This window comes from Aeromicrobium jepli, from assembly GCF_047246605.1.
Classification (GTDB): domain Bacteria; phylum Actinomycetota; class Actinomycetes; order Propionibacteriales; family Nocardioidaceae; genus Aeromicrobium.
The window spans coordinates 144,412-161,863 of sequence record NZ_JBFOKO010000001.1 but is presented as its reverse complement, the minus strand read 5'-3'; the positions used below and the strand labels follow the sequence as shown (position 1 = coordinate 161,863).

Annotated in this window: 15 protein-coding genes; 4 read left to right on the top strand and 11 right to left on the bottom strand. The window is 73.1% G+C overall.

Going from position 1 to position 17,452, the window contains the following annotated elements:
- Window positions 1-59: 59 nt before the first annotated feature.
- Entirely contained in the window at window positions 60-506 is a 447-nt protein-coding gene (locus AB3M81_RS00735) for a DUF3817 domain-containing protein (RefSeq protein WP_412901992.1), read from the top strand.
- A 1-nt stretch (window position 507) separates the two neighbouring features.
- Here the strand turns inward: AB3M81_RS00735 and AB3M81_RS00730 are convergent, their stop codons facing one another.
- Together AB3M81_RS00730 and AB3M81_RS00725 are read right to left on the bottom strand one after the other, a co-directional pair.
- The gene (locus AB3M81_RS00730) at window positions 508-1,095 is read right to left on the bottom strand and encodes a DinB family protein (protein WP_412901991.1); all 588 of its coding nucleotides are present in this window, start codon (window positions 1,093-1,095) and stop codon (window positions 508-510) included.
- Window position 1,096: 1 nt separating this feature from the next.
- Window positions 1,097-2,542, bottom strand: a complete 1,446-nt coding sequence (locus tag AB3M81_RS00725; protein WP_412901990.1) for an NCS2 family permease — start codon at window positions 2,540-2,542, stop codon at window positions 1,097-1,099.
- A gap of 128 nt (window positions 2,543-2,670) precedes the next feature.
- Between AB3M81_RS00725 and AB3M81_RS00720 the strand changes: the two genes are divergently transcribed.
- Window positions 2,671-3,615 (top strand): FKBP-type peptidyl-prolyl cis-trans isomerase, encoded by a 945-nt coding sequence (locus tag AB3M81_RS00720; RefSeq protein ID WP_412901989.1) that lies wholly within the window; start codon window positions 2,671-2,673, stop codon window positions 3,613-3,615.
- A 4-nt stretch (window positions 3,616-3,619) separates the two neighbouring features.
- Here the strand turns inward: AB3M81_RS00720 and AB3M81_RS00715 are convergent, their stop codons facing one another.
- The 4 genes from AB3M81_RS00715 to AB3M81_RS00700 all read right to left on the bottom strand — a co-directional run bounded on the left by AB3M81_RS00715 (window position 3,620) and on the right by AB3M81_RS00700 (window position 9,650).
- Complete coding sequence (locus tag AB3M81_RS00715; protein ID WP_412901988.1) at window positions 3,620-5,200, bottom strand: ABC transporter permease; 1,581 nt, start codon at window positions 5,198-5,200, stop codon at window positions 3,620-3,622.
- A gap of 1 nt (window position 5,201) precedes the next feature.
- Complete coding sequence (locus tag AB3M81_RS00710; RefSeq protein WP_412901987.1) at window positions 5,202-6,092, bottom strand: ABC transporter ATP-binding protein; 891 nt, start codon at window positions 6,090-6,092, stop codon at window positions 5,202-5,204.
- Between the two features lie 39 nt (window positions 6,093-6,131).
- Entirely contained in the window at window positions 6,132-6,698 is a 567-nt protein-coding gene (locus AB3M81_RS00705) for a maleylpyruvate isomerase family mycothiol-dependent enzyme (RefSeq protein WP_412901986.1), read from the bottom strand.
- Window positions 6,699-6,818: 120 nt separating this feature from the next.
- A complete protein-coding gene (locus tag AB3M81_RS00700) occupies window positions 6,819-9,650 on the bottom strand; it encodes an Ig-like domain-containing protein (RefSeq protein WP_412901985.1) in 2,832 nt (943 codons plus the stop codon).
- A 283-nt stretch (window positions 9,651-9,933) separates the two neighbouring features.
- On the opposite strand from AB3M81_RS00700, the gene AB3M81_RS00695 reads away from it, so the two are divergent.
- Window positions 9,934-11,289 (top strand): amidase, encoded by a 1,356-nt coding sequence (locus AB3M81_RS00695; RefSeq protein WP_412901984.1) that lies wholly within the window; start codon window positions 9,934-9,936, stop codon window positions 11,287-11,289.
- A 51-nt stretch (window positions 11,290-11,340) separates the two neighbouring features.
- On the opposite strand, the gene map is transcribed toward AB3M81_RS00695, so the two are convergent.
- The 5 genes from map to AB3M81_RS00670 all read right to left on the bottom strand — a co-directional run bounded on the left by map (window position 11,341) and on the right by AB3M81_RS00670 (window position 16,576).
- Window positions 11,341-12,114, bottom strand: coding sequence for a type I methionyl aminopeptidase (gene map, locus AB3M81_RS00690; RefSeq protein WP_412901983.1), 774 nt, complete (start codon window positions 12,112-12,114; stop codon window positions 11,341-11,343).
- Window positions 12,115-12,136: 22 nt separating this feature from the next.
- A complete protein-coding gene (locus AB3M81_RS00685; protein ID WP_412901982.1) occupies window positions 12,137-14,035 on the bottom strand; it encodes a hypothetical protein in 1,899 nt (632 codons plus the stop codon).
- Window positions 14,036-14,111: 76 nt separating this feature from the next.
- Window positions 14,112-14,897, bottom strand: a complete 786-nt coding sequence (locus tag AB3M81_RS00680; RefSeq protein WP_412901981.1) for an SDR family oxidoreductase — start codon at window positions 14,895-14,897, stop codon at window positions 14,112-14,114.
- Window positions 14,894-16,114, bottom strand: coding sequence for an acyl-CoA dehydrogenase family protein (locus AB3M81_RS00675; RefSeq protein ID WP_412901980.1), 1,221 nt, complete (start codon window positions 16,112-16,114; stop codon window positions 14,894-14,896). The genes AB3M81_RS00680 and AB3M81_RS00675 overlap by 4 nt, the downstream gene beginning before the upstream one ends.
- A gap of 3 nt (window positions 16,115-16,117) precedes the next feature.
- On the bottom strand, window positions 16,118-16,576 hold the full coding sequence (locus tag AB3M81_RS00670) for a MaoC family dehydratase (RefSeq protein WP_412901979.1): 459 nt from the start codon (window positions 16,574-16,576) through the stop codon (window positions 16,118-16,120).
- A 142-nt stretch (window positions 16,577-16,718) separates the two neighbouring features.
- On the opposite strand from AB3M81_RS00670, the gene AB3M81_RS00665 reads away from it, so the two are divergent.
- Window positions 16,719-17,432, top strand: a complete 714-nt coding sequence (locus AB3M81_RS00665) for a class E sortase (RefSeq protein ID WP_412901978.1) — start codon at window positions 16,719-16,721, stop codon at window positions 17,430-17,432.
- The last annotated feature ends 20 nt before the right edge of the window (window positions 17,433-17,452 follow it).

Below are 17,452 nucleotides of genomic sequence, written 5' to 3'. Positions count from 1 at the left end.
CGTGTGGGCCCCGGGAACGTCGCGTTCGGTGGCTTGCCCGCGCCGGGGACAATGGAGTCATGTCTCCCCGCCGCCTGTTCCGCACCGTCGCCGTCGCCGAGGCCGTCACGTGGGCCCTGCTGCTCACGGGCATGTTCCTCAAGTACGTCACCGAGACGACCGAGCTCGGGGTGCGCGTCGGCGGGATGCTCCACGGCGTCGTCTTCGTGGCCTACGTCGTCACGACCGTCGTCGTCGCGATCGACGCGCGCTGGAGCCTCAAGCGCACGGCGCTCGGCCTGCTGGCCGCGATCCCGCCGTTCTTCACGATCTGGTTCGACGTGGCCAGCGAGCGCCGGGGCGCTCTGCCCGAGCGGTGGCGCCTCACGAGCAGCGAGCCGGCGAGCACGCTCGACCGGCTCGTGGCCTGGCTCGTGCGCAAGCCCGTCCAGGGCGCCCTGGTCGGCGTCGCCGCCGTGGCCGTGCTGACGGGCGCCGCCCTCGTGGTGGGCCCGCCCACCAGCTGAGTCAGCCGCGCACGCGGCGGCCGGCGCCGCGGAACGGCACGGCCGCCTCCTCGATCCGCCGGGAGTACTCCAGCCGCCACGCGTCCCCGCGCTCCGGGTCCGCCTCGTCCGCGAGGTCAGCCTGGCCGTCGAGCCCCTCGCGCAGGATCTCGAGGTGGCCGGCGTGCTGGGCGGTCTCGCTCACGAGGTGCACCAGCAGGCGGTCGAACGTCGTCTCGGGATCGCGCCACCAGCGCACGGTCGCCGGCGCGTCGGGTGGGAGGAGCCGCGCCGCACGCCCGGTCTGGGCGGCGACCGCGGCGTACAGGTCGAGGATCTCGTCCGACGTCTGGTCGGGCGTGAGCCACAGCTCCTCGTTCGCGTCGAGCGACGCGTCGTCGGACCAGGCGATCTCGAGGTCGACGGGGTACGCGGTGCACGCCACGTATCCGTGCTCGACGGTCGCAAGGTGCTTCACCAGGCCGAGCAGGTTCGTGCCCGAGGGCGTCAGCGGGCGCCGCGCGTCGTACTCGTCGAGCCCGGACACCGCGCGCACGACCGCCGCCCGACCCCGGTCGAGGTAGTGCAGCAGCTGCGCGCGGTGGTCCACGTCAGGTCAGCGCCCGGGTGATCGGGTCGATCGCGAAGTAGATGACGAACAGCACGGCGATGACCCACAGCAGCACGTGGATCTCGCGCATCTTGCCCATGACGACCTTGAGCACGACGTAGGCCAGGAAGCCCGCGCCGATGCCGGCGGTGATCGAGTACGTGAACGGCATGAGCGCGATCGTCAGGAACGCCGGGATCGCGATCTCGTGGTCGGTCCAGTCGATCTCGGTCACCTGCGTCATCATCAGGAAGCCGACGATGACCAGGGCCGCGACGGCCGCCTCGTTCGGGATGACCTGCACGATCGGCGTGAAGACCGTCGCGAGCAGGAAGCAGATGCCGGTGACGACGGAGGCCAGGCCCGTGCGCGCGCCGTCCGCGACGCCCGCGGTCGACTCGACGTAGGACGTGTTGCTCGAGACGCCGGCGACACCGCCCACGGCGGCCGCGACGGAGTCGACCACGAGGATGCGCTGGGCGCCCTCGGGCGCGCCGTCCTCGTCGTTCAGGCCGGCCTCGGCGCCGACGGCCGTCATGGTGCCCATCGTGTCGAAGAAGTCGGCCAGCATGAGGGTGAAGACGAGCAGGACCGCGGCGACGACGCCGACGCGCTCGAACGAGCCGAGCAGGTTGAACTCGCCCAGCAGCGAGAAGTCGGGCGTGCTGACGATGCCGTCCCAGCCCGGCAGCGCGGGCACGTTGAGGTTCCAGCCCTTCGACGCCGGGTCGCCGCCGGCGCCCGGGGTGTCGGTGATGGCCTGGACGATGATCGCGACGATCGTGGTGACGACGATGCCGATCAGGATCGCGCCGGGGACGCGGCGGGCGTGCAGGCTGATCATCAGCAGCAGGCCGAGGCAGAACACCAGGACGGGCCAGCCGGACAGCTCGCCGCCGATGCCCATGCCGATGGGCGGGGAGGCGTTGCCGGTGCCGCGCACGAAGCCGGCGTCGATGAGGCCGATAAGCGTCAGGAACAGGCCGATGCCGACCGCGATGGCGGTCTTGAGCTGCGCCGGGACGGCGTCGAACACGGCCTTGCGGAAGCCGGTGAGGACCAGGACGAGGATGACGATGCCCTCGAGCACCACCAGGCCCATCGCGTCGGCCCACGACATCTGCGACGCGACCGCGAACGCGACGAACGCGTTGAGGCCCAGGCCGGTGGCGAGCGCGATCGGGAAGTTGGCGACGACGCCCATGAGGATCGTCAGCACGCCGGCGACCAGCGCGGTGCACGCCGCGATCGTGACGAACCCGCCGCCCTCGACCGAGCCGCCACCGAGGTAGTTGCCGTCGGCATCGGCGACGCCGCTGAGGATGATCGGGTTGAGGACGATGATGTACGCCATCGTCAGGAAGGTCACGACACCGCCGCGCACCTCCTGCCCCACGGACGAGCCGCGCTGCGAGATCTTGAAGAATCGATCAAGGGTGTTCGTCACGGACGACCATTCTGTCAGGGCCGATTCTGCCCGGGGACGCGGGGTTCTCAGGGCGTTCTCAGCGTGATGACAGGTACGCTCGGCAGACTGCTCGGGACCCACCCTGCGAAGAATCGAGATCCTCACCCATGCGGAACCTGACCACCGTGCCCGTCCTGCTCGTGCTCTCCCTGGGCGCGCTCGCGGCCTGCGGATCCTCCGACGACGACAAGGCGTCGACGAAGGATGAGAACTGCACCACGTACTCCCCCGGCGACAGCAGCGACGCGGTCAAGGTCTCGGGCGAGTTCGGCAAGACCGGCCCGAAGGCCACCTTCGGCAAGCCGCTCGAGGCGGGCAAGGACGACCTGCAGCGCACCGTGCTCGACGAGGGCGACGGCGACGCGACCACCCAGGACGACCAGGTCGAGGCGATCGTCACCGTCTACAACGGCCGCACCGGCAAGCAGGCGCTCAGCGAGGCCGCCACGCTGACCGTCGGCGACGAGAACACGTTCGAGGCGTTCCGTGCCGGCATCGAGTGCGTGCCCACCGGCTCGCGCGTCGTCACCACGGTCTCGGCCGGGGACGTCTACGGCGACGAGGGCTACGCCGACCTGGACATCAAGGCGACCGACTCGCTCGTCATCGTCACGGACGTGGTCGACGTCCGCGAGGAGCTCGAGGCCAAGCCGTGGACGAAGGACGTCCCCGAGGTCTCGCTCAAGGGCAAGCAGCCGAAGGTCACGCTGCCGAAGACGGACCCGCCGAAGGACGTCCTGGTGAAGGTCCTCGAGGAGGGCGACGGCAAGACCGTCAAGGCCGGGGACACGATCACCGTCAACTACCAGGGCAGCACGTGGGAGTCCGGCGGCAAGGTCTTCCAGCAGACGTTCGGCCAGGGCCAGCCGGCCCAGCTGTCGACCGACCAGGTCGTGCAGGGCTTCAAGGCGGGTGTCGTCGGGCAGAAGCAGGGCTCCACGATCCTCGTGACGATGCCGCCCGAGTACGGCTACGGAACCGAGGAGTCCGAGGGCAACGAGCTCGGCGGCAAGACGCTGCTGTTCGTGGTGGAGATCGTCTCGATCGACTGACGGCTCAGTGCCGACGTGCCCGCGCCGCGGCGGGCACGTCGCGACGCCGGTGCAGCACGACGGCCGCGGCGGTCACGACGACCGCCGCGGCCGTCGTCGTCAGCAGGGGCGCCCAGTCCGGGTCCACGGTGGGCACGGCCGGCACGTGCGACAGGACGGACAGGTCCTGGACCCACCCGGGCAGTCCGAGCAGGTCGCCGAAGACGCCGGCGACGGCCGACAGGATCAGCACGGCCCAGGCGACCCACCAGTGCTGCGGCCACCCGCCCAGGACGAGCGCGCCCACCGCCGCGAGCAGCCACACGGCCGGCAGGTGCACCGCGAACGCGGCCAGCGCGTCGCCCGCCGGTCCCTGCGTCCCGACGCCGAGCGCCACGACCAGCTCCAGCACGACGGCTCCGGCGAACCCGAGGACCACGTGCCCGAGCAGCAGCCGGGGGCGGCTGACCCCGGTGGCGAGCACCGCCTCCACCGGTCCGCGGGCCTCCTGGGCGACGAGCGTGCCGAGGTGGGACAGCGTCCAGCAGGCCACCGCGACCGAGAAGAACTGCGACATGGTCACGAGGAACGCGTCGACGAGCGCGCCCTCGCCGCCGAGCTGCTCGAGCATCCGCTGGAACTGCGGGTTCGAGCCGGCCACCTCGCCCAGGCTCGGCAGGACGGAGCCGACGAACGCGCCGAAGAGCGCGAGGACCGCCGCCCACCCCAGGAACGCCGAGCGCTCGAGCCGCAGCGCCAGGGGCACCGGCCCGGTCAGCCGGGTCGAGCCGGGCCGCCCGGCGCGCACCGCCAGCAGGCCCGCGCCCAGGTCGCGGTCGCGCGCCAGCAGCGCCGCCGCCGCGACGAGCAGGACGGTGACGACGAGCGCCGGGACGACGGCGATCCAGCGCACCTCGCCGAAGGGGTCCACGTCGACGCTCCAGCCGAACGGCTCGGCCGCGGCGAGCACGTCCCAGCCGCGCACGTCCGCGACGCCCCGCACGACGTACCCCGCGAGCACGATCCCGACGGCGAGGCCGCTCGCCGCCCGCCCCGTCGTGGCGACCTCGGAGGTCGCCGCGGCCAGCCCGATCGCGACGAGCGCCGGCACCGCCAGCGCGACGGCGAACGCCAGGGCCTGCTCACCCGACGCGTCCCTCGGCAGCAGGGTCACGGCGCTCGCGCCCGCGGTGACCACCACCATGAGCAGCGCCGACGTGACGGCCGCCGCGAGCGACGCGAGCCGGCCGACGCGGGCGGCCCGGACCAGCTCGAGCCGCCCGGACTCCTCCTCGCGCCGCGTGTGCCGGACGACCGTCAGGGCGGCCAGCACCGCGAGGGCGCCCGCCATGAACAGCCCGATGCGCCACGAGGTGGTCGACGCCACCGTCTCGGGATGCTCGAACGGCCCGAGTAGCAGCGTGAACGAGGCGGACGCCGACACGGTCGTCCGCAGCGCCTCGCGCTCGGCGAGGGTCGGCGCGAGCGTCGCCAGCTGCGCACTCGTCGCGAGGAAGATCGCCACGAACGCCGCGACCGTCACCGGCGTCCGCCGGCGCTCGCCCTCGAGCGCGACGCGCAGCAGGCCGCCGAAGCCCGTGAGCATCTCAGCCCTCGCCCGCGTACTGGCGCAGGAACAGCTCCTCGAGCGAGGGCGGCTCCACCGTGAGCCCGACCGGGTCGAGGGCGGCGAGCGCCGCGACGACGGCCGGGACGTCGAGGTCGTCGACCTGCATGACGGTCCGGTCGCCCTCGCGGTGGAGGTCGTGCACGTCCGGGCGCTCCGCCAGCGAGGCGGCGTCGCGACCGAGCTCGGCGGAGACCTTCGACCGGGTGACGACGCGCAGGCGGTCGAGGTCCCCGGACAGCACCGTGCGCCCGTCGCGGACGATCGTGACGTCGTCGCACAGCGCCTGGACCTCGCCGAGCAGGTGGCTCGACAGGAGCACGGTCGTCCCGAACTCGGCGGCCTCGCGCACGCAGCGCCGGAACTGCTCCTCCATGAGCGGGTCGAGGCCGGACGTCGGCTCGTCCATCACCAGAAGGTCGACGTCCGCCGCGAGGGCCGCGACGAGCGCGACCTTCTGCCGGTTGCCCTTCGAGTACGCCGAGGACCGCTTCGTCGGGTCGAGCGCGAACCGCTCGATGAGCTCGTCGCGACGGCGCGCGCGACCGCGGACGCCGCGCATCGACAGCAGCAGGTCGATGGTCTCGCCCCCGGTCAGCCTCGGCCACAGCTCGACGTCGCCCGGCACGTACGCGAGCCGCTCGTGCAGGGCGACCGCGTCGTCCCACGGGTCGTGGCCGAGGACCTCGGCACGGCCGCCGTCGGCCCGGTACAGGCCCAGCAGCACGCGCAGGGTCGTCGACTTGCCCGCCCCGTTCGGTCCGAGGAAGCCGTGGATGCGGCCGCGCGCGACGCTCAGGTCGAGTCCGTCCAGCGCGGCGAACGTGCCGAACCGCTTGACCAGTCCGGCCACCTCGATCGCGGTGTCCATGCGGCCATCGTGCCTCGCGGCGGGGCCACCGGGCCAGGGTCAGCCGCGCGACCGCCACTGGGGATCGCGCCCGATGAAGCCCATCAGCCGGACGACCCCGTCGGCGTCGTCCGGGACGGGCACCGCGGCCGGGCCGAACTGGCCGGACTCGCGCAGCATCGGCTCGATCCGCCGCATCCCCTCGAGGAGCCGCTCGCACTCCCGTGGGTCCAGCCCCGACGGCAGGCCGGCCGCCTCGGCGAGGTCCCACGTGTGCATGAGGACGTCCACCGTGTAGAAGCGGTCGAGCGTCTCGGCCAGCGGCGCGGTGCCGGCCGCGGGATGCGTGAACTCCTGCTCCGCGGCGGGCGAGTCGAGGATCCGCTGGATCTCGGCCGCATGGGCGTGCCACGTCCCGACCGGGTCCTCGCCGTCGATGTGCCGCGTCAGCTCGACCCCGCCGTCCGCCAGGAAGTCGTGGATCCACATCACGAGGTGCATCACGACGTCGCGCGCGGTCCACTCGGGCACGGGGCTGCGCGCGTCCCAGTCGGTGACGTGGTCGACCACGCCGGTGAAGCGGCCGGCGGCCCGCTCGTGACGGCCGGGGATCGAGTCTGCGGTCATGGCGTGCTCCTGTCGACGGGTCATCGCCAGTCGACCCTCGGCCGGGCCCGCGCGTCAACCCCCGGCCGGGAACGCACGAGCGGGGCCGGTTCCCCGGCCCCGCTCGTCGTCACTGGCGCGTCAGTGACGCTCCGCCTCGCGGCGACTGCGGACGATCACGCCGCCCGCGCCCACGAGGGCGAGTCCCAGCAGCAGCCACCCCAGCACCGGGCCGCCGGTGTTCGCCAGGGCGGAGTCGCTCTTCGCGGGCTCATCCGGCTCGTCCTGAGCCGGCTCGTCGTCCGCGACGGGGGTGTCGTCGACGGGCTCCTCGACGTACGTGAGGCTCAGGCTGCCGACCACCGGAGTGCCGTCGGCCAGCTCACCCTCCCAGTCCACGCTCGTGACGGTGCCGACGAAGCAGCCGTCCGGCGTGAAGGTCACGCGACCCGTGTCCGGGTCGACCTTCCAGGTGCCCTCGCCGTCGACGACGAGCTCGAGGACCGGGTTGCCGTCTGCGTCGAGCAGACGGACGCTGACCGGGTCCAGGCCCGGCACGTCCTGCACCGTGTCGAACACGGCCGGGGTGCCGCAGACCAGCGTGTCGACGAGGTCCTGCGACGTCTCCGGACCGCGCACCTCCGGCTGGTAGGTGGCGCGCGCCGGCGTGCCGTTGGCGTCGCTCACGCGGTAGTCCACCGGCGTCGGGGTGCCGGTGAAGCCGCGCTCGGGCGTGAAGACGATCCGGCCGTCCTCGATCGTGTAGACCCCCTCGGCCACGCGGACCTCGGTCACCGGCTCGCCCTGCTCGTCCAGCAGCGTCAGGCTGCGGGGGTCGAGCGGGAGCGCGGGGTCCCCGGGTGCGTCGTTGACCAGCGGGTCGACGGACTGCGGACGGTTCCACCAGCCCGACGATGCGTCGTCGGCGGCGGTGGGCGTCACCGCGGTGAGGGTCGGCGTGTAGGTGCCGCGCGCCGGCTGGCCGCCGGCATCGCTGATCCGGTAGTCCACCGGATCGGCCGTGCCCACGAACCCGGGCAGCGGCGTGAACACCAGCTCCCGGCCGTCCACCGAGTACGTGCCCTGGCCCGGCACGACGACCTCGCTCACCGGGTCACCGTCCTCGTCCACCAGCGTCAGCGTCGACCAGTCGATCGGGAAGTCCTCACCGGCCTCCGGCGACGGCTCCCACGACTGCGCCACGCCCTGCGGGCCCGACGTCGTCCCGCTGTTCGTCGCCGGCGGCTCGGCCGGCAGCACGGTCGGGACGTAGGTGCCGGTCGCGGGGTTGCCCTCGCTGTCGGCGACGCGGTAGCGCACGGGATCGGGCGTCCCCTCGAAGGACGGGACCGGCGTGAAGACGATCTCGCAGCCGTCGACGGCGTAGGAGCCGACGCCCGGCACGGCCAGCTCGGCGACCGGATCGTCGTCGGCGTCCAGCAGCGTCAGCGTGTCCGCGCAGTCGACCGCGAAGGTCCCGCGCTCGGGCTCCGGGGTCCAGCGCTGGGTCTTGCCGCGACGGCCCTCGGTGGCGCCGTCGTCCGTCGTGGGACCGACCACGCGCGCCGTGGCCGTGCTCGAGTTGTTGCCCGTGACCGTCGACCGGTCCGTGACGGTCGCGGTGTTCACGTACTCGCCGGTGCGGTTCAGGGTCTGCGTGTAGACGACCGTGATCGACTCGCCCTCGGCCAGGCCGGAGCCGTCGGGGCGGGCGCACTCGACCGGCGAGCCCATCTCGTCACCCACGGCGATCACGTCGCCGTCCACGCGGCACTCGAAGCCCGCGGGAGCGTCGAGGGAGGTGATCGTCGTGGCGCCCTGGCCGGGCAGCGAGTCGGTCAGCGTGACCGTGTCGCCGACGGCCATGTCGTCGGGTCCCTCGTTGGTGACCGAGACCGTCCAGGTCGTCGCCCCGGTGCCGGCGGCCGGTCCCTCGACCGACTTGCTCACCGCGAGGTCGTAGTCGCACAGGATCCAGCTCAGCGTGACCGCGCCGTCGGCACCGCTGCCGCTGCCGTTGCGCTTGGGGCCCGCCGAGGAGGAGATCGCCGTCGCGGCCGCCCCGTCGAGCGTCGGCGCGACGTAGCTGGCACCACCGCCGCCGCCGGCGCCTGAGACGCCGTTGGAGCCGCCCTGGCTGTTCGACAGGACGGTGGACGCGCCACCGCCGCCGGCGTGGTAGCCGCCGCCACCGCCGGCGCCGGAGTCGGCGCCCGGGTCGTTGCCGCCGTTGCCACCGGTCCGGCCGTCGGCCGCGAAGCCGTTGCGGGCGGGCGAGGTCGTGTGGACGCCACCGGCGCCCGCCGCGTCGACCTGACCGCCCTGGCCGCCGCCGATCGTGCCGCCGCCGCCCTGGGCCGCGGTGCCGTCGTAGCCGTCGAAGCCGTCCTGGCCGCTCGTCACGCCGGCCGCGGTGGGCAGGCCGCCGTTGCCGCCGAACCCGTACGTCGTTCCCGCCGGCGTGTGACCGCCGCCGCTGCCGCCACCGCCGCCGGCCACGACGACCTCGTCGCCGCCGATGACGACGGACGTGTAACCGCCGCCGCCGGCGCCGTGGTGGTAGATGTTGTTGTAGCCGGACGAGACGCCGCCGCGGCCGCCGCCGGGCGTGCCGCCCGGGCCCATCGAGCCGTTCGCGTTCCCGCCCGCGCCGCCGCCGGAGCCGACGACGCCCGAGAAGGACGTGCCAGGCGTGACCGCGTAGGTCACGCCGATGCGCGCGCCCGCGCCGTTGGTGTCCTGGGCGCCGATCGAGCTGCCGCCGGCGCCGCCGAGCGCCTCGACGCGCACGGCGCACACGCCGTCGGGCACCGTGCCGTCGAACGCGCCGGTCGCGGTGCGCGTGAAGGCGGCCGGCGACGGCGCCGGGTCGGCGGAGGCCGGAGCGATCGCGAGCATCGCGGCCGCCGTCGCGGTCGCGGCGCTCGTCGCGGCGAGCCTCTCGAGGCCGCGGCGCCGTGCGCTCCTCGCCATGGGTCTGCGTGTGGACACTGGACGTCCCTCCCGTACGTGCTGAGCACCGCGTCGGGGCAGGCCGAGATGGGGGACGGGCCGGCCCGAGAACGTCGATGGCACGACGGCGCGGCGACGGCCACCCCCTCGGTGGCCGTGTGACTCACGGTGTCATCGGGACACCGGGTGAGACGGCCGCTCGGCGCGATTTCACCCTCGGAGGCCCCTTCGCTTCACCCCGGGGACGAGGCCGGGCCGCGGGGCGGCGCTTGTCCCGCGCGCCGTGACACGAGACGGTGGCACGGTGACCGACCTGCACGAGCTGGACGCCCACGACCTCGCCGCCACGATCGCCGCGGGCGAGGCCTCGTGCGTCGAGGTGACCCGCCACTTCCTCGATCGCGTGGACGGCGAGACCCTCGGCGCCTTCGTGACCGTGACGCCCGAGCGGGCGCTGGAGCGGGCCGCCGCCTGGGACGCCGCGACCGTCCGGCCGCCGTTCGCGGGGGTGCCGACCGCGTTCAAGGACCTCACCCCCACGGCCGGCGTCCGCACCACGATGGGCTCGACGCTCATGGCCGACCACGTGCCTGATCACAGCGCGTACCTCGTCGACCTCGTCGAGGCGGCGGGATTCGTCAGCCTGGGCAAGACCAACACCCCCGAGTTCGGCCTCAGCTCGTACACCGACAACGACGTCGTCGGCCCGGCGCGCTGCCCCGCCGACCCCGAGCGCAACGCGGGCGGCTCGAGCGGCGGCGCGGCCGCGGCGGTCGCGGCCCGCTTGCTCCCGCTCGCGCCCGGCAGCGACGGTGGCGGCTCGATCCGCATCCCGGCGTCGTGCTGCGGGATCATCGGCCTCAAGCCGAGCCGCGGGCGAGTGGGCGCCGGGCCGGACTCGCCCACGTGGAGCGGCCTGGCGACCGACGGCGTCCTCGCCCGCTCGGTCCGCGACGTCGCCGCGATGCTGGACGTCCTCGCACGGCCCACGCCCGGCGCCTCGCGGGTGTGGCCGGCCCCGGCCGTCCCGTTCGCCGAGGAGGCCCGCCGCGATCCCGGGCGGCTGCGCATCGCGACCTGGACCGATCCCTACCTGGACTTCGTCGAGGCCTCTCCCGGCTCGGTGGCCGCGGTGGCGGCGGCGCGCGAGTCGCTGGTGGCGCTCGGGCACGAGGTCGTCGAGATCCCCAACCCGTGGCCGGCCGAGCTGGAGCCGCAGTTCAACGTGATCTGGTCGGCGGGCATGGCCTCGGTCCCGCTGCCGCCCGAGGCGCACGGCGCGCTGCGCGGCACCACGCGCTACTGGTACGAGCGCGGCGGTCGCGCGACGGCGCCCGAGCTGGCGGCGGCCCTGACGTTCCTCGAGCTCACGACGGGGCGGGTCAACGCCGAGCTGGCCGGGTACGACCTGTTCCTCACCCCGACGCTCGCGCTGCCCCCGCAGCCGCACGCGTGGTTCACCGAGTCGGGCGACCCGGCCGAGGACCACCGCCGCGAGCTGCTGTTCACGCCGTACACGGCGCTGATGAACATGAGCGGCCAGCCGGCGATGAGCCTGCCGCTGCACGAGCACGACGGGCTGCCCGTCGGGGTCATGCTGGCCGCCCACGTGGGCGGCGACGCGCTGCTGCTGCAGGTCGCGAACCAGCTGACCCGCTGAGTTGCACGTTCGGCCCGCGACACGCCGCGCGAGGCCGGCGGAACGTGAAGCTCAGCGCGTCCGGTCGGTCATCACGATCGGGTCGCCGTCGGTGATCGCGATCGTGTGCTCGCTGTGCGCGCCGCGCGAGCCGTCGGCGCTGCGGATCGTCCAACCGTCGTCGTCCATCCGGATCTCGTCGGTGGTGGCCAGGAACCACGGCTCGATCGCGATGACCAGGCCCGGCTTGAGCGGGAACCCGCGCCCGGCCTTGCCGTCGTTGGAGATGTGCGGGTCGCCGTGCATCGTGCGGCCGACGCCGTGGCCGCCGAACTGCGTGTTGACCGTCAGGCCGTACTCACGCGCGGTGTCGCCGATCGTCGCGCTGATGTCGCCGATCTTGTTGCCCGGCTTCGCGACCTCGATGGCGCGCGCGAGGGCGACCTCGGTGGCCTCGATGAGGCGCAGGTCCTCCTCGCGCGGGGTGCCGACGACCGTGCTCACCGCGGAGTCGCACACCCAGCCGTCGACGCTCACGGCGAAGTCGAAGCTGACGAGGTCGCCGTCCTTGAGCTTGTAGCGGTGCGGCAGCCCGTGCAGGACGGCGTCGTTGACGCTCGTGCACAGCACCTTGCCGAACGGGCCGCGCCCGAACGAGGGCGCGTAGTCGATGTAGCAGGACTCGGCGCCGCGGTCCTTGATCATGCGGTGGGCCAGCGCGTCGAGGTCGAGGAGGTCCGTGCCGACCTCCGCCGTCTCGACGAGGGTGGTCAGGACCTCGGCGACGAAGCGGCCGGCCGGCCGCATGTCGTCGAGTTGACCCGGGGTCAGGAGCTCGATCGCCATGCGGCCAGCCTACGGAGGTTCCTCAGCGCTTGATGCGGAAGGTGGCCTTGTAGCTGCCCGAGACGACGCCCGGGGCGACGATGGCCGCGCGGCGCTTCGCGGTGCCCTTGGACTTGCGGCCCTTCCAGCCCCACTCGGCGACGACGTCGGCGCGGTCGGCGCGGACCAGGGCGTCGCGCGCGGTGAGGAGCTCGCCGAAGTTGCGGTACTCCTCGTCGTCGCCCTCGTCCTCCTCGTCCTCGTCGCCGAAGTCGATGCAGATCTTCTGGCCGCCGCCGGCGTCGAAGCACTCGATCGTGCTGCCGGCGCCGCGGGGCGCGAAGGTGACCGAGCCGCGACCGGCCGCGAGACGGCCCATCCGGAACGTCGTGCGGGTGCCGGGCACCACGGTCTTGGGCTTGCCGTTGACGTACGTGCGGTACAGCGGCCGGACCGAGTACGTGCGGTGCTTCGCCAGCGTGCGGCCCTTGAGGGTGACCCACGTGCGGCCGTTCCACACCTGCGCACCGGCGACGCGGTAGTCGATGTCGCGACGGTCGAGCAGCGTCAGCGAGGTGGTGACGCCGGTGATCGTGACGTCCGCGAGGTCCGTGCCGGCCAGCGCGTAGATGTCGTTGCCGAGGTCGCCGGCGAGCTCGTCGAGGAGGCTGTCCTGGCCGGAGTAGACCTGCGCGTTGGACAGCTGGCCCCGGTGGCCGCCGGGCAGGCGGTAGTCGATGCGCCAGCTCAGCCGCGCCGTGCCGGTGCCGGCGTTGTCGAGGAAGTCGACGGCGCCGAGGACGGGACCGAGCGCGGCGTTGGAGGCCAGCAGCGGGTTGACGACACGGCCCGTGTAGCGCTTGAGGACCTTGCCCTGCGCGTTCTTGACCGTCGTCGCGACGGGGAAGCCGCGGATGAGGCCGACGGTGCCGCGGATCGCCGCGTAGCCGTCCTCGGTGATCGTGCCGATCTGCTGGCCGACGCGCGCGACCTGCTTGTACGAGCCGGACACGCCGGTGTCGTCGCGGACGATGAGCGCGGTGGATGCGTTGTGCATGGACAGCGAGGTCTCGCCGGCGAAGTCCATCGGGTGGCCGAACGCCCAGACCTGGTCGCCGCAGACCGCGGTGACCGTGCCGACGCCGCCGGAGAACAGCGAGCCGGTCGAGTACCCGACGGCGATGTTGCCGCCCGGGACGAGCGGGTCGGCGATCTGTGCCGGGGCGCCGATCGCGGCGAAGCCGCCGGCGCGGACGGACTTCGCGGCGGGCGAGGTCGCCGGGACGCGCGCCTGCGTGCGGTTGGCGACGGCGTTGCCCTTGGCACCGCCCGCGATCACCTTGACGGTCTTGAGCTGCTGGGCCGTGGCGCCCGTGACCGCGGCGGCGGTGCGCCGGGACGCGCCCTCGAGGTTGGCCTTCGTGACCTTGACCTTGGCGGGGGCGCCCTTGAGCTTGTCGGTGCCGACCTGCTTCATGTAGCCGGCCGGCGTGACGCCCGCGAGGCGGATGTTGGAGGGGCTCAGGCCGTAGGCGACCGCGCCGATGAGCCGGCCGTCCTGGTCGTAGACCGGCGAGCCGGACATGCCGGCCCAGATCCCGGCCTTCACGTCGCCGGAGTCGATCCCGGCGCCCGAGAGCTCGAACAGCAGCAGGTCGACGCCCTCGCCGGAGGCGTCGGTGCCGAGCGCGTCCTCGATGTGGCCCGCGTACGTGCCCGTGAACTGCGTGGGCGTCGTGCCCTGCGTGACGGTCAGGCCCGTGACCGTGGTGCTCCCGTCGTACGTCGAGGTCACCTCGTCCTGCGGCACCATCGGCGTGCTGCCGTCGGCGCAGAAGGCGGCGGGCGCCGGGGCGGCCTGCGCGGCGGGCGCGACCAGGGCGGTCGCGGTGAGCCCCGCGAGGGCGGCGCCGGCGAGCCAGCGCAGGGACGGACGGTTCATTCGGGAGCTCCCCCAGTTGGTGACGAGTCGGCTGATCGTATCGGAGGAGACGCTCCGCTCAGGGCCGATACGTGGATCAGGCCTCGAGACTCCCGCGGAACCGCTGCATGCCCGCGATCCAGCGATCCGTGTCCTGCGCCTTGTGGGCGTACATCGTGCCGACCTCGGGGTGCGGCAGCGCGAGCAGGCGGCCCTCGTCGATCGCCTCCAGCAGGACGCGCGCGGCGTCCTCCGGCGCGATGGTCTCGCCGGCCGTGGCGACCGAGCCGTGCGCCAGGCGCGCGTCCGGGTCCGTGGCGGTCTGGCCGGCCTCGGCCATCGGCGTCGCGACGCCCATCGGGCACAGCGCCGCGACCTGCACGCCACGGTCGCCGTACGTGGCGGCGAGCCACTCGGCGAAGCCGACGGCCGCCCTCTTCGTGACCGAGTAGGTCGGCGAGCCCAGCTGCGTCAGCAGGCCCGCCGCGGAGGCGGTGACGGCGAAGACGCCCGGCTGCTCGGTGCTCCAGCGGGGCACGAGCGCGCGGGCGGCACGCACGTGGGCCATGACGTTGACGTCCCACGAGAGCGACCAGTCGAACTCGTCGGCCGCCAGGCCGAAGCCGCGGAAGATGCCCGCGTTCGCGACGTACATGTCGATCCCACCGAGCTCGTCGTCCGCGCGGGCGATGAGGTCGGTCACCCCCGGCTCGGCGGCGACGTCGCCGGCGAACCAGGGCTGCTGCAGGCGCTCGGCGGCCTCGCGCACGCGCTGCTCGTCGAGGTCGGCCAGCAGCACGCGGTCGCCGCGCGCGACGAGTGCCTCGGCGATCGCCAGGCCGATGCCGCCCGCGGCGCCGGTGACGACGCAGCGGCGGCTCATCGCAGGCCCTGACGCTTGAGCTCGGCCTTGGCGAGCGAGTTCTTGTGGACCTCGTCCGGGCCGTCCGCGAAGCGCAGCGTGCGGATGCCGGCGTACATCTCGGCGAGCGGGAAGTCCTGGCTCAGGCCGCCGCCGCCGTGCACCTGGATCGCCTTGTCGAGGATCCACTGGACGGTCGACGGGGTCGCGATCTTGATCGCCTGGATCTCGGTGTGGGCGCCCTTGTTGCCGACCGTGTCCATGAGCCACGCGGTCTTGAGCACGAGCAGGCGCAGCTGCTCGAGCCGGACGCGGGACTCCGCGATCCAGTCGCGCACGACGCCCTGGTCGGCGATCGGGCGGCCGAACGCGACGCGGTCCTGCGCGCGCTGGCACATCAGCTCGATCGCGCGCTCGGCGATGCCGATGGAGCGCATGCAGTGGTGGATGCGACCCGGTCCCAGGCGCGCCTGTGCGATCGCGAAGCCGTCGCCCTCGCCGGCGATCAGGTTCGTGACGGGGACGCGGACGTCCGTGAAGCGCAGCTCGGCGTGGCCGCCGTGGTCGCGGTCGTGGTAGCCGAACACGTGCATGCCGCGCACGATCTCCAGGCCCGGGGTGTCCCGCGGCACGAGGATCTGCGACTGCTGCCGGTGGCGCGGCGCCGAGGGATCGGTCTTGCCCATCACGATGAAGACCTTGGCGTTCGGGTTCATCGCGCCCGTGATCCACCACTTGCGGCCGTTGATGACGTACTCGTCGCCGTCGCGCACGATCGAGGTCTCGATGTTCGTCGCGTCGCTCGAGGCGACGTCGGGCTCGGTCATGGCGAAGGCGGAGCGGATCTCGCCGGCCAGCAGGGGCTCGAGCCACTGCTTCTTCTGCTCCGGCGTGCCGAACTCGTTCAGCACCTCCATGTTGCCCGTGTCGGGCGCGGCGCAGTTGGTCGCCGGCGGGGCCAGCTGGATGCTGCGGCCCTGGATCTCGGCCAGCGGCGCGTACTGCAGGTTCGTCAGGCCGGCGCCACCCTCACCGGGCAGGAAGAGGTTCCACAGGCCGCGCTTCTTCGCCTCGACCTTGAGGTCCTCGATGACCGCCGGGACGTCCCACGTGTCGTTGGCGTAGTTCGCCTGGATCTGCTCGTGCGCGAGGGGCTCGGCCGGGTGGACGACCTCGTCCATGAAGGCCTGCATCCTCTCGATGAGGCCCTGGGTCTTCTCGTCGAAGGCGAAGTCCATGGCTCAGGCCTCGGCCATCACGTAGACGACCTCGGCGATGCAGGCCGGCTTCTCCACGCCGTCGATCTCGACGACGACGCTGACGATGGCCTGCGTGCCGATCGCGATGTCCTGCGTGTCCTTGAGGGTGGCGGTGGCGCGCACGCGCGAGTCGACCGGCACCGGGTGCGGGAAGCGGACCTTGTTGGCGCCGTAGTTGACGCCCATGACGACGCTCTTGACCGAGTAGATCTGCTCGGTGAACACCGGCAGCAGGCTCAGGGTGAGGTAGCCGTGCGCGATCGGCTTGCCGAACGGGCCCTTGGCGGCGGCCTCGGGGTCGACGTGGATCCACTGGTGGTCGCCCGTCGCGTCGGCGAACAGGTTGATCTTCTCCTGGGTCACGGTCACCCAGTCGCTGGTGCCCAGCTCCTGGCCGACGGCGGCCTTGAAATCGGCGAGGGTCTCGAACTCACGGGTCATGGGCTTCTCCTGGTGACTAAGCGCTTGCTTAGTGAGCACGCTACCGCGTGAGGCGGATCACGGGCAACGACCCCGGCGACTCGGGCTCCCCGTCTCGCCGGGACGATTGTCTCGGCCCGGCGCAGGTGTGACACTCGTTGACGTGAACGCCCCCGCCGGACCGCCGCGTCGCGAGCGCCCTGAGCTCAAGCCGACGCCGCAGCTGCGGCCCGCGCGCATCGTGGTCTCGCTGCTGACGTGCGCCCTCGTGATCGCCGCCGGCTGGGCCGCCTGGAGCTACATCGGCACCAACGTCCTGGCCAAGCACCGCCAGGGCGAGATGGCGGTCGCGCTGGCCGACGACTGGAAGGGCAACCGACAGGGCGACGCGGCGAAGGACCGCGTCAAGCTGGGCGACGTGTTCGCCGTGCTGCGCGTGCCGCGGTTCGGCGACGATTGGGAGGTGCCCGTGGTCTCGGGCATCGACGACACCGCGCTGACCTCGGGCGTCGGCTGGTTCTCGGACTCGCAGCGCCCCGGCCAGCTCGGCAACTTCGCCGTCGCCGGCCACCGCATCACGAACGGCCAGCCGTTCCGCAAGTTCCCCGAGCTGCGCGCCGGCGACCTCGTCGAGGTCGAGACGCGCACGCACGTCTACACGTACGAGCTGAGGAACTCCGGCACCGACACCCGGGTCGACTTCAGCGAGATCTGGGTCGTCCAGCCGGTCCCCGAGAAGGCCCGCGAGTCGAAGGACCAGCGCACGAGCGCCAAGCCCGACACGGCCCTCATCACCCTGACGACGTGCTCGGAGCTCTTCCACACCGACGACCGGTCCGTCGTCTTCGGCGAGCTGGTCGACGCCGAGCACGTCTGACCCCGGAGGACCGCGGCCCG

Excerpts from the sequence above, each read along its gene's own strand:
- map (WP_412901983.1), bottom strand. The coding sequence starts at position 12,114 with ATGGCGATCGAGCTCCTGACCCCGGGTCAACTCGACGACATGCGGCCG.
- AB3M81_RS00700 (WP_412901985.1), bottom strand. The coding sequence starts at position 9,650 with ATGGCGAGGAGCGCACGGCGCCGCGGCCTCGAGAGGCTCGCCGCGACG.
- AB3M81_RS00680 (WP_412901981.1), bottom strand. The coding sequence starts at position 14,897 with ATGAGCCGCCGCTGCGTCGTCACCGGCGCCGCGGGCGGCATCGGCCTG.
- AB3M81_RS00670 (WP_412901979.1), bottom strand. The coding sequence starts at position 16,576 with ATGACCCGTGAGTTCGAGACCCTCGCCGATTTCAAGGCCGCCGTCGGC.
- AB3M81_RS00720 (WP_412901989.1), top strand. The coding sequence starts at position 2,671 with ATGCGGAACCTGACCACCGTGCCCGTCCTGCTCGTGCTCTCCCTGGGC.
- AB3M81_RS00715 (WP_412901988.1), bottom strand. The coding sequence starts at position 5,200 with ATGCTCACGGGCTTCGGCGGCCTGCTGCGCGTCGCGCTCGAGGGCGAG.
- AB3M81_RS00685 (WP_412901982.1), bottom strand. The coding sequence starts at position 14,035 with ATGAACCGTCCGTCCCTGCGCTGGCTCGCCGGCGCCGCCCTCGCGGGG.
- AB3M81_RS00710 (WP_412901987.1), bottom strand. The coding sequence starts at position 6,092 with ATGGACACCGCGATCGAGGTGGCCGGACTGGTCAAGCGGTTCGGCACG.
- AB3M81_RS00735 (WP_412901992.1), top strand. The coding sequence starts at position 60 with ATGTCTCCCCGCCGCCTGTTCCGCACCGTCGCCGTCGCCGAGGCCGTC.
- AB3M81_RS00705 (WP_412901986.1), bottom strand. The coding sequence starts at position 6,698 with ATGACCGCAGACTCGATCCCCGGCCGTCACGAGCGGGCCGCCGGCCGC.
- AB3M81_RS00675 (WP_412901980.1), bottom strand. The coding sequence starts at position 16,114 with ATGGACTTCGCCTTCGACGAGAAGACCCAGGGCCTCATCGAGAGGATG.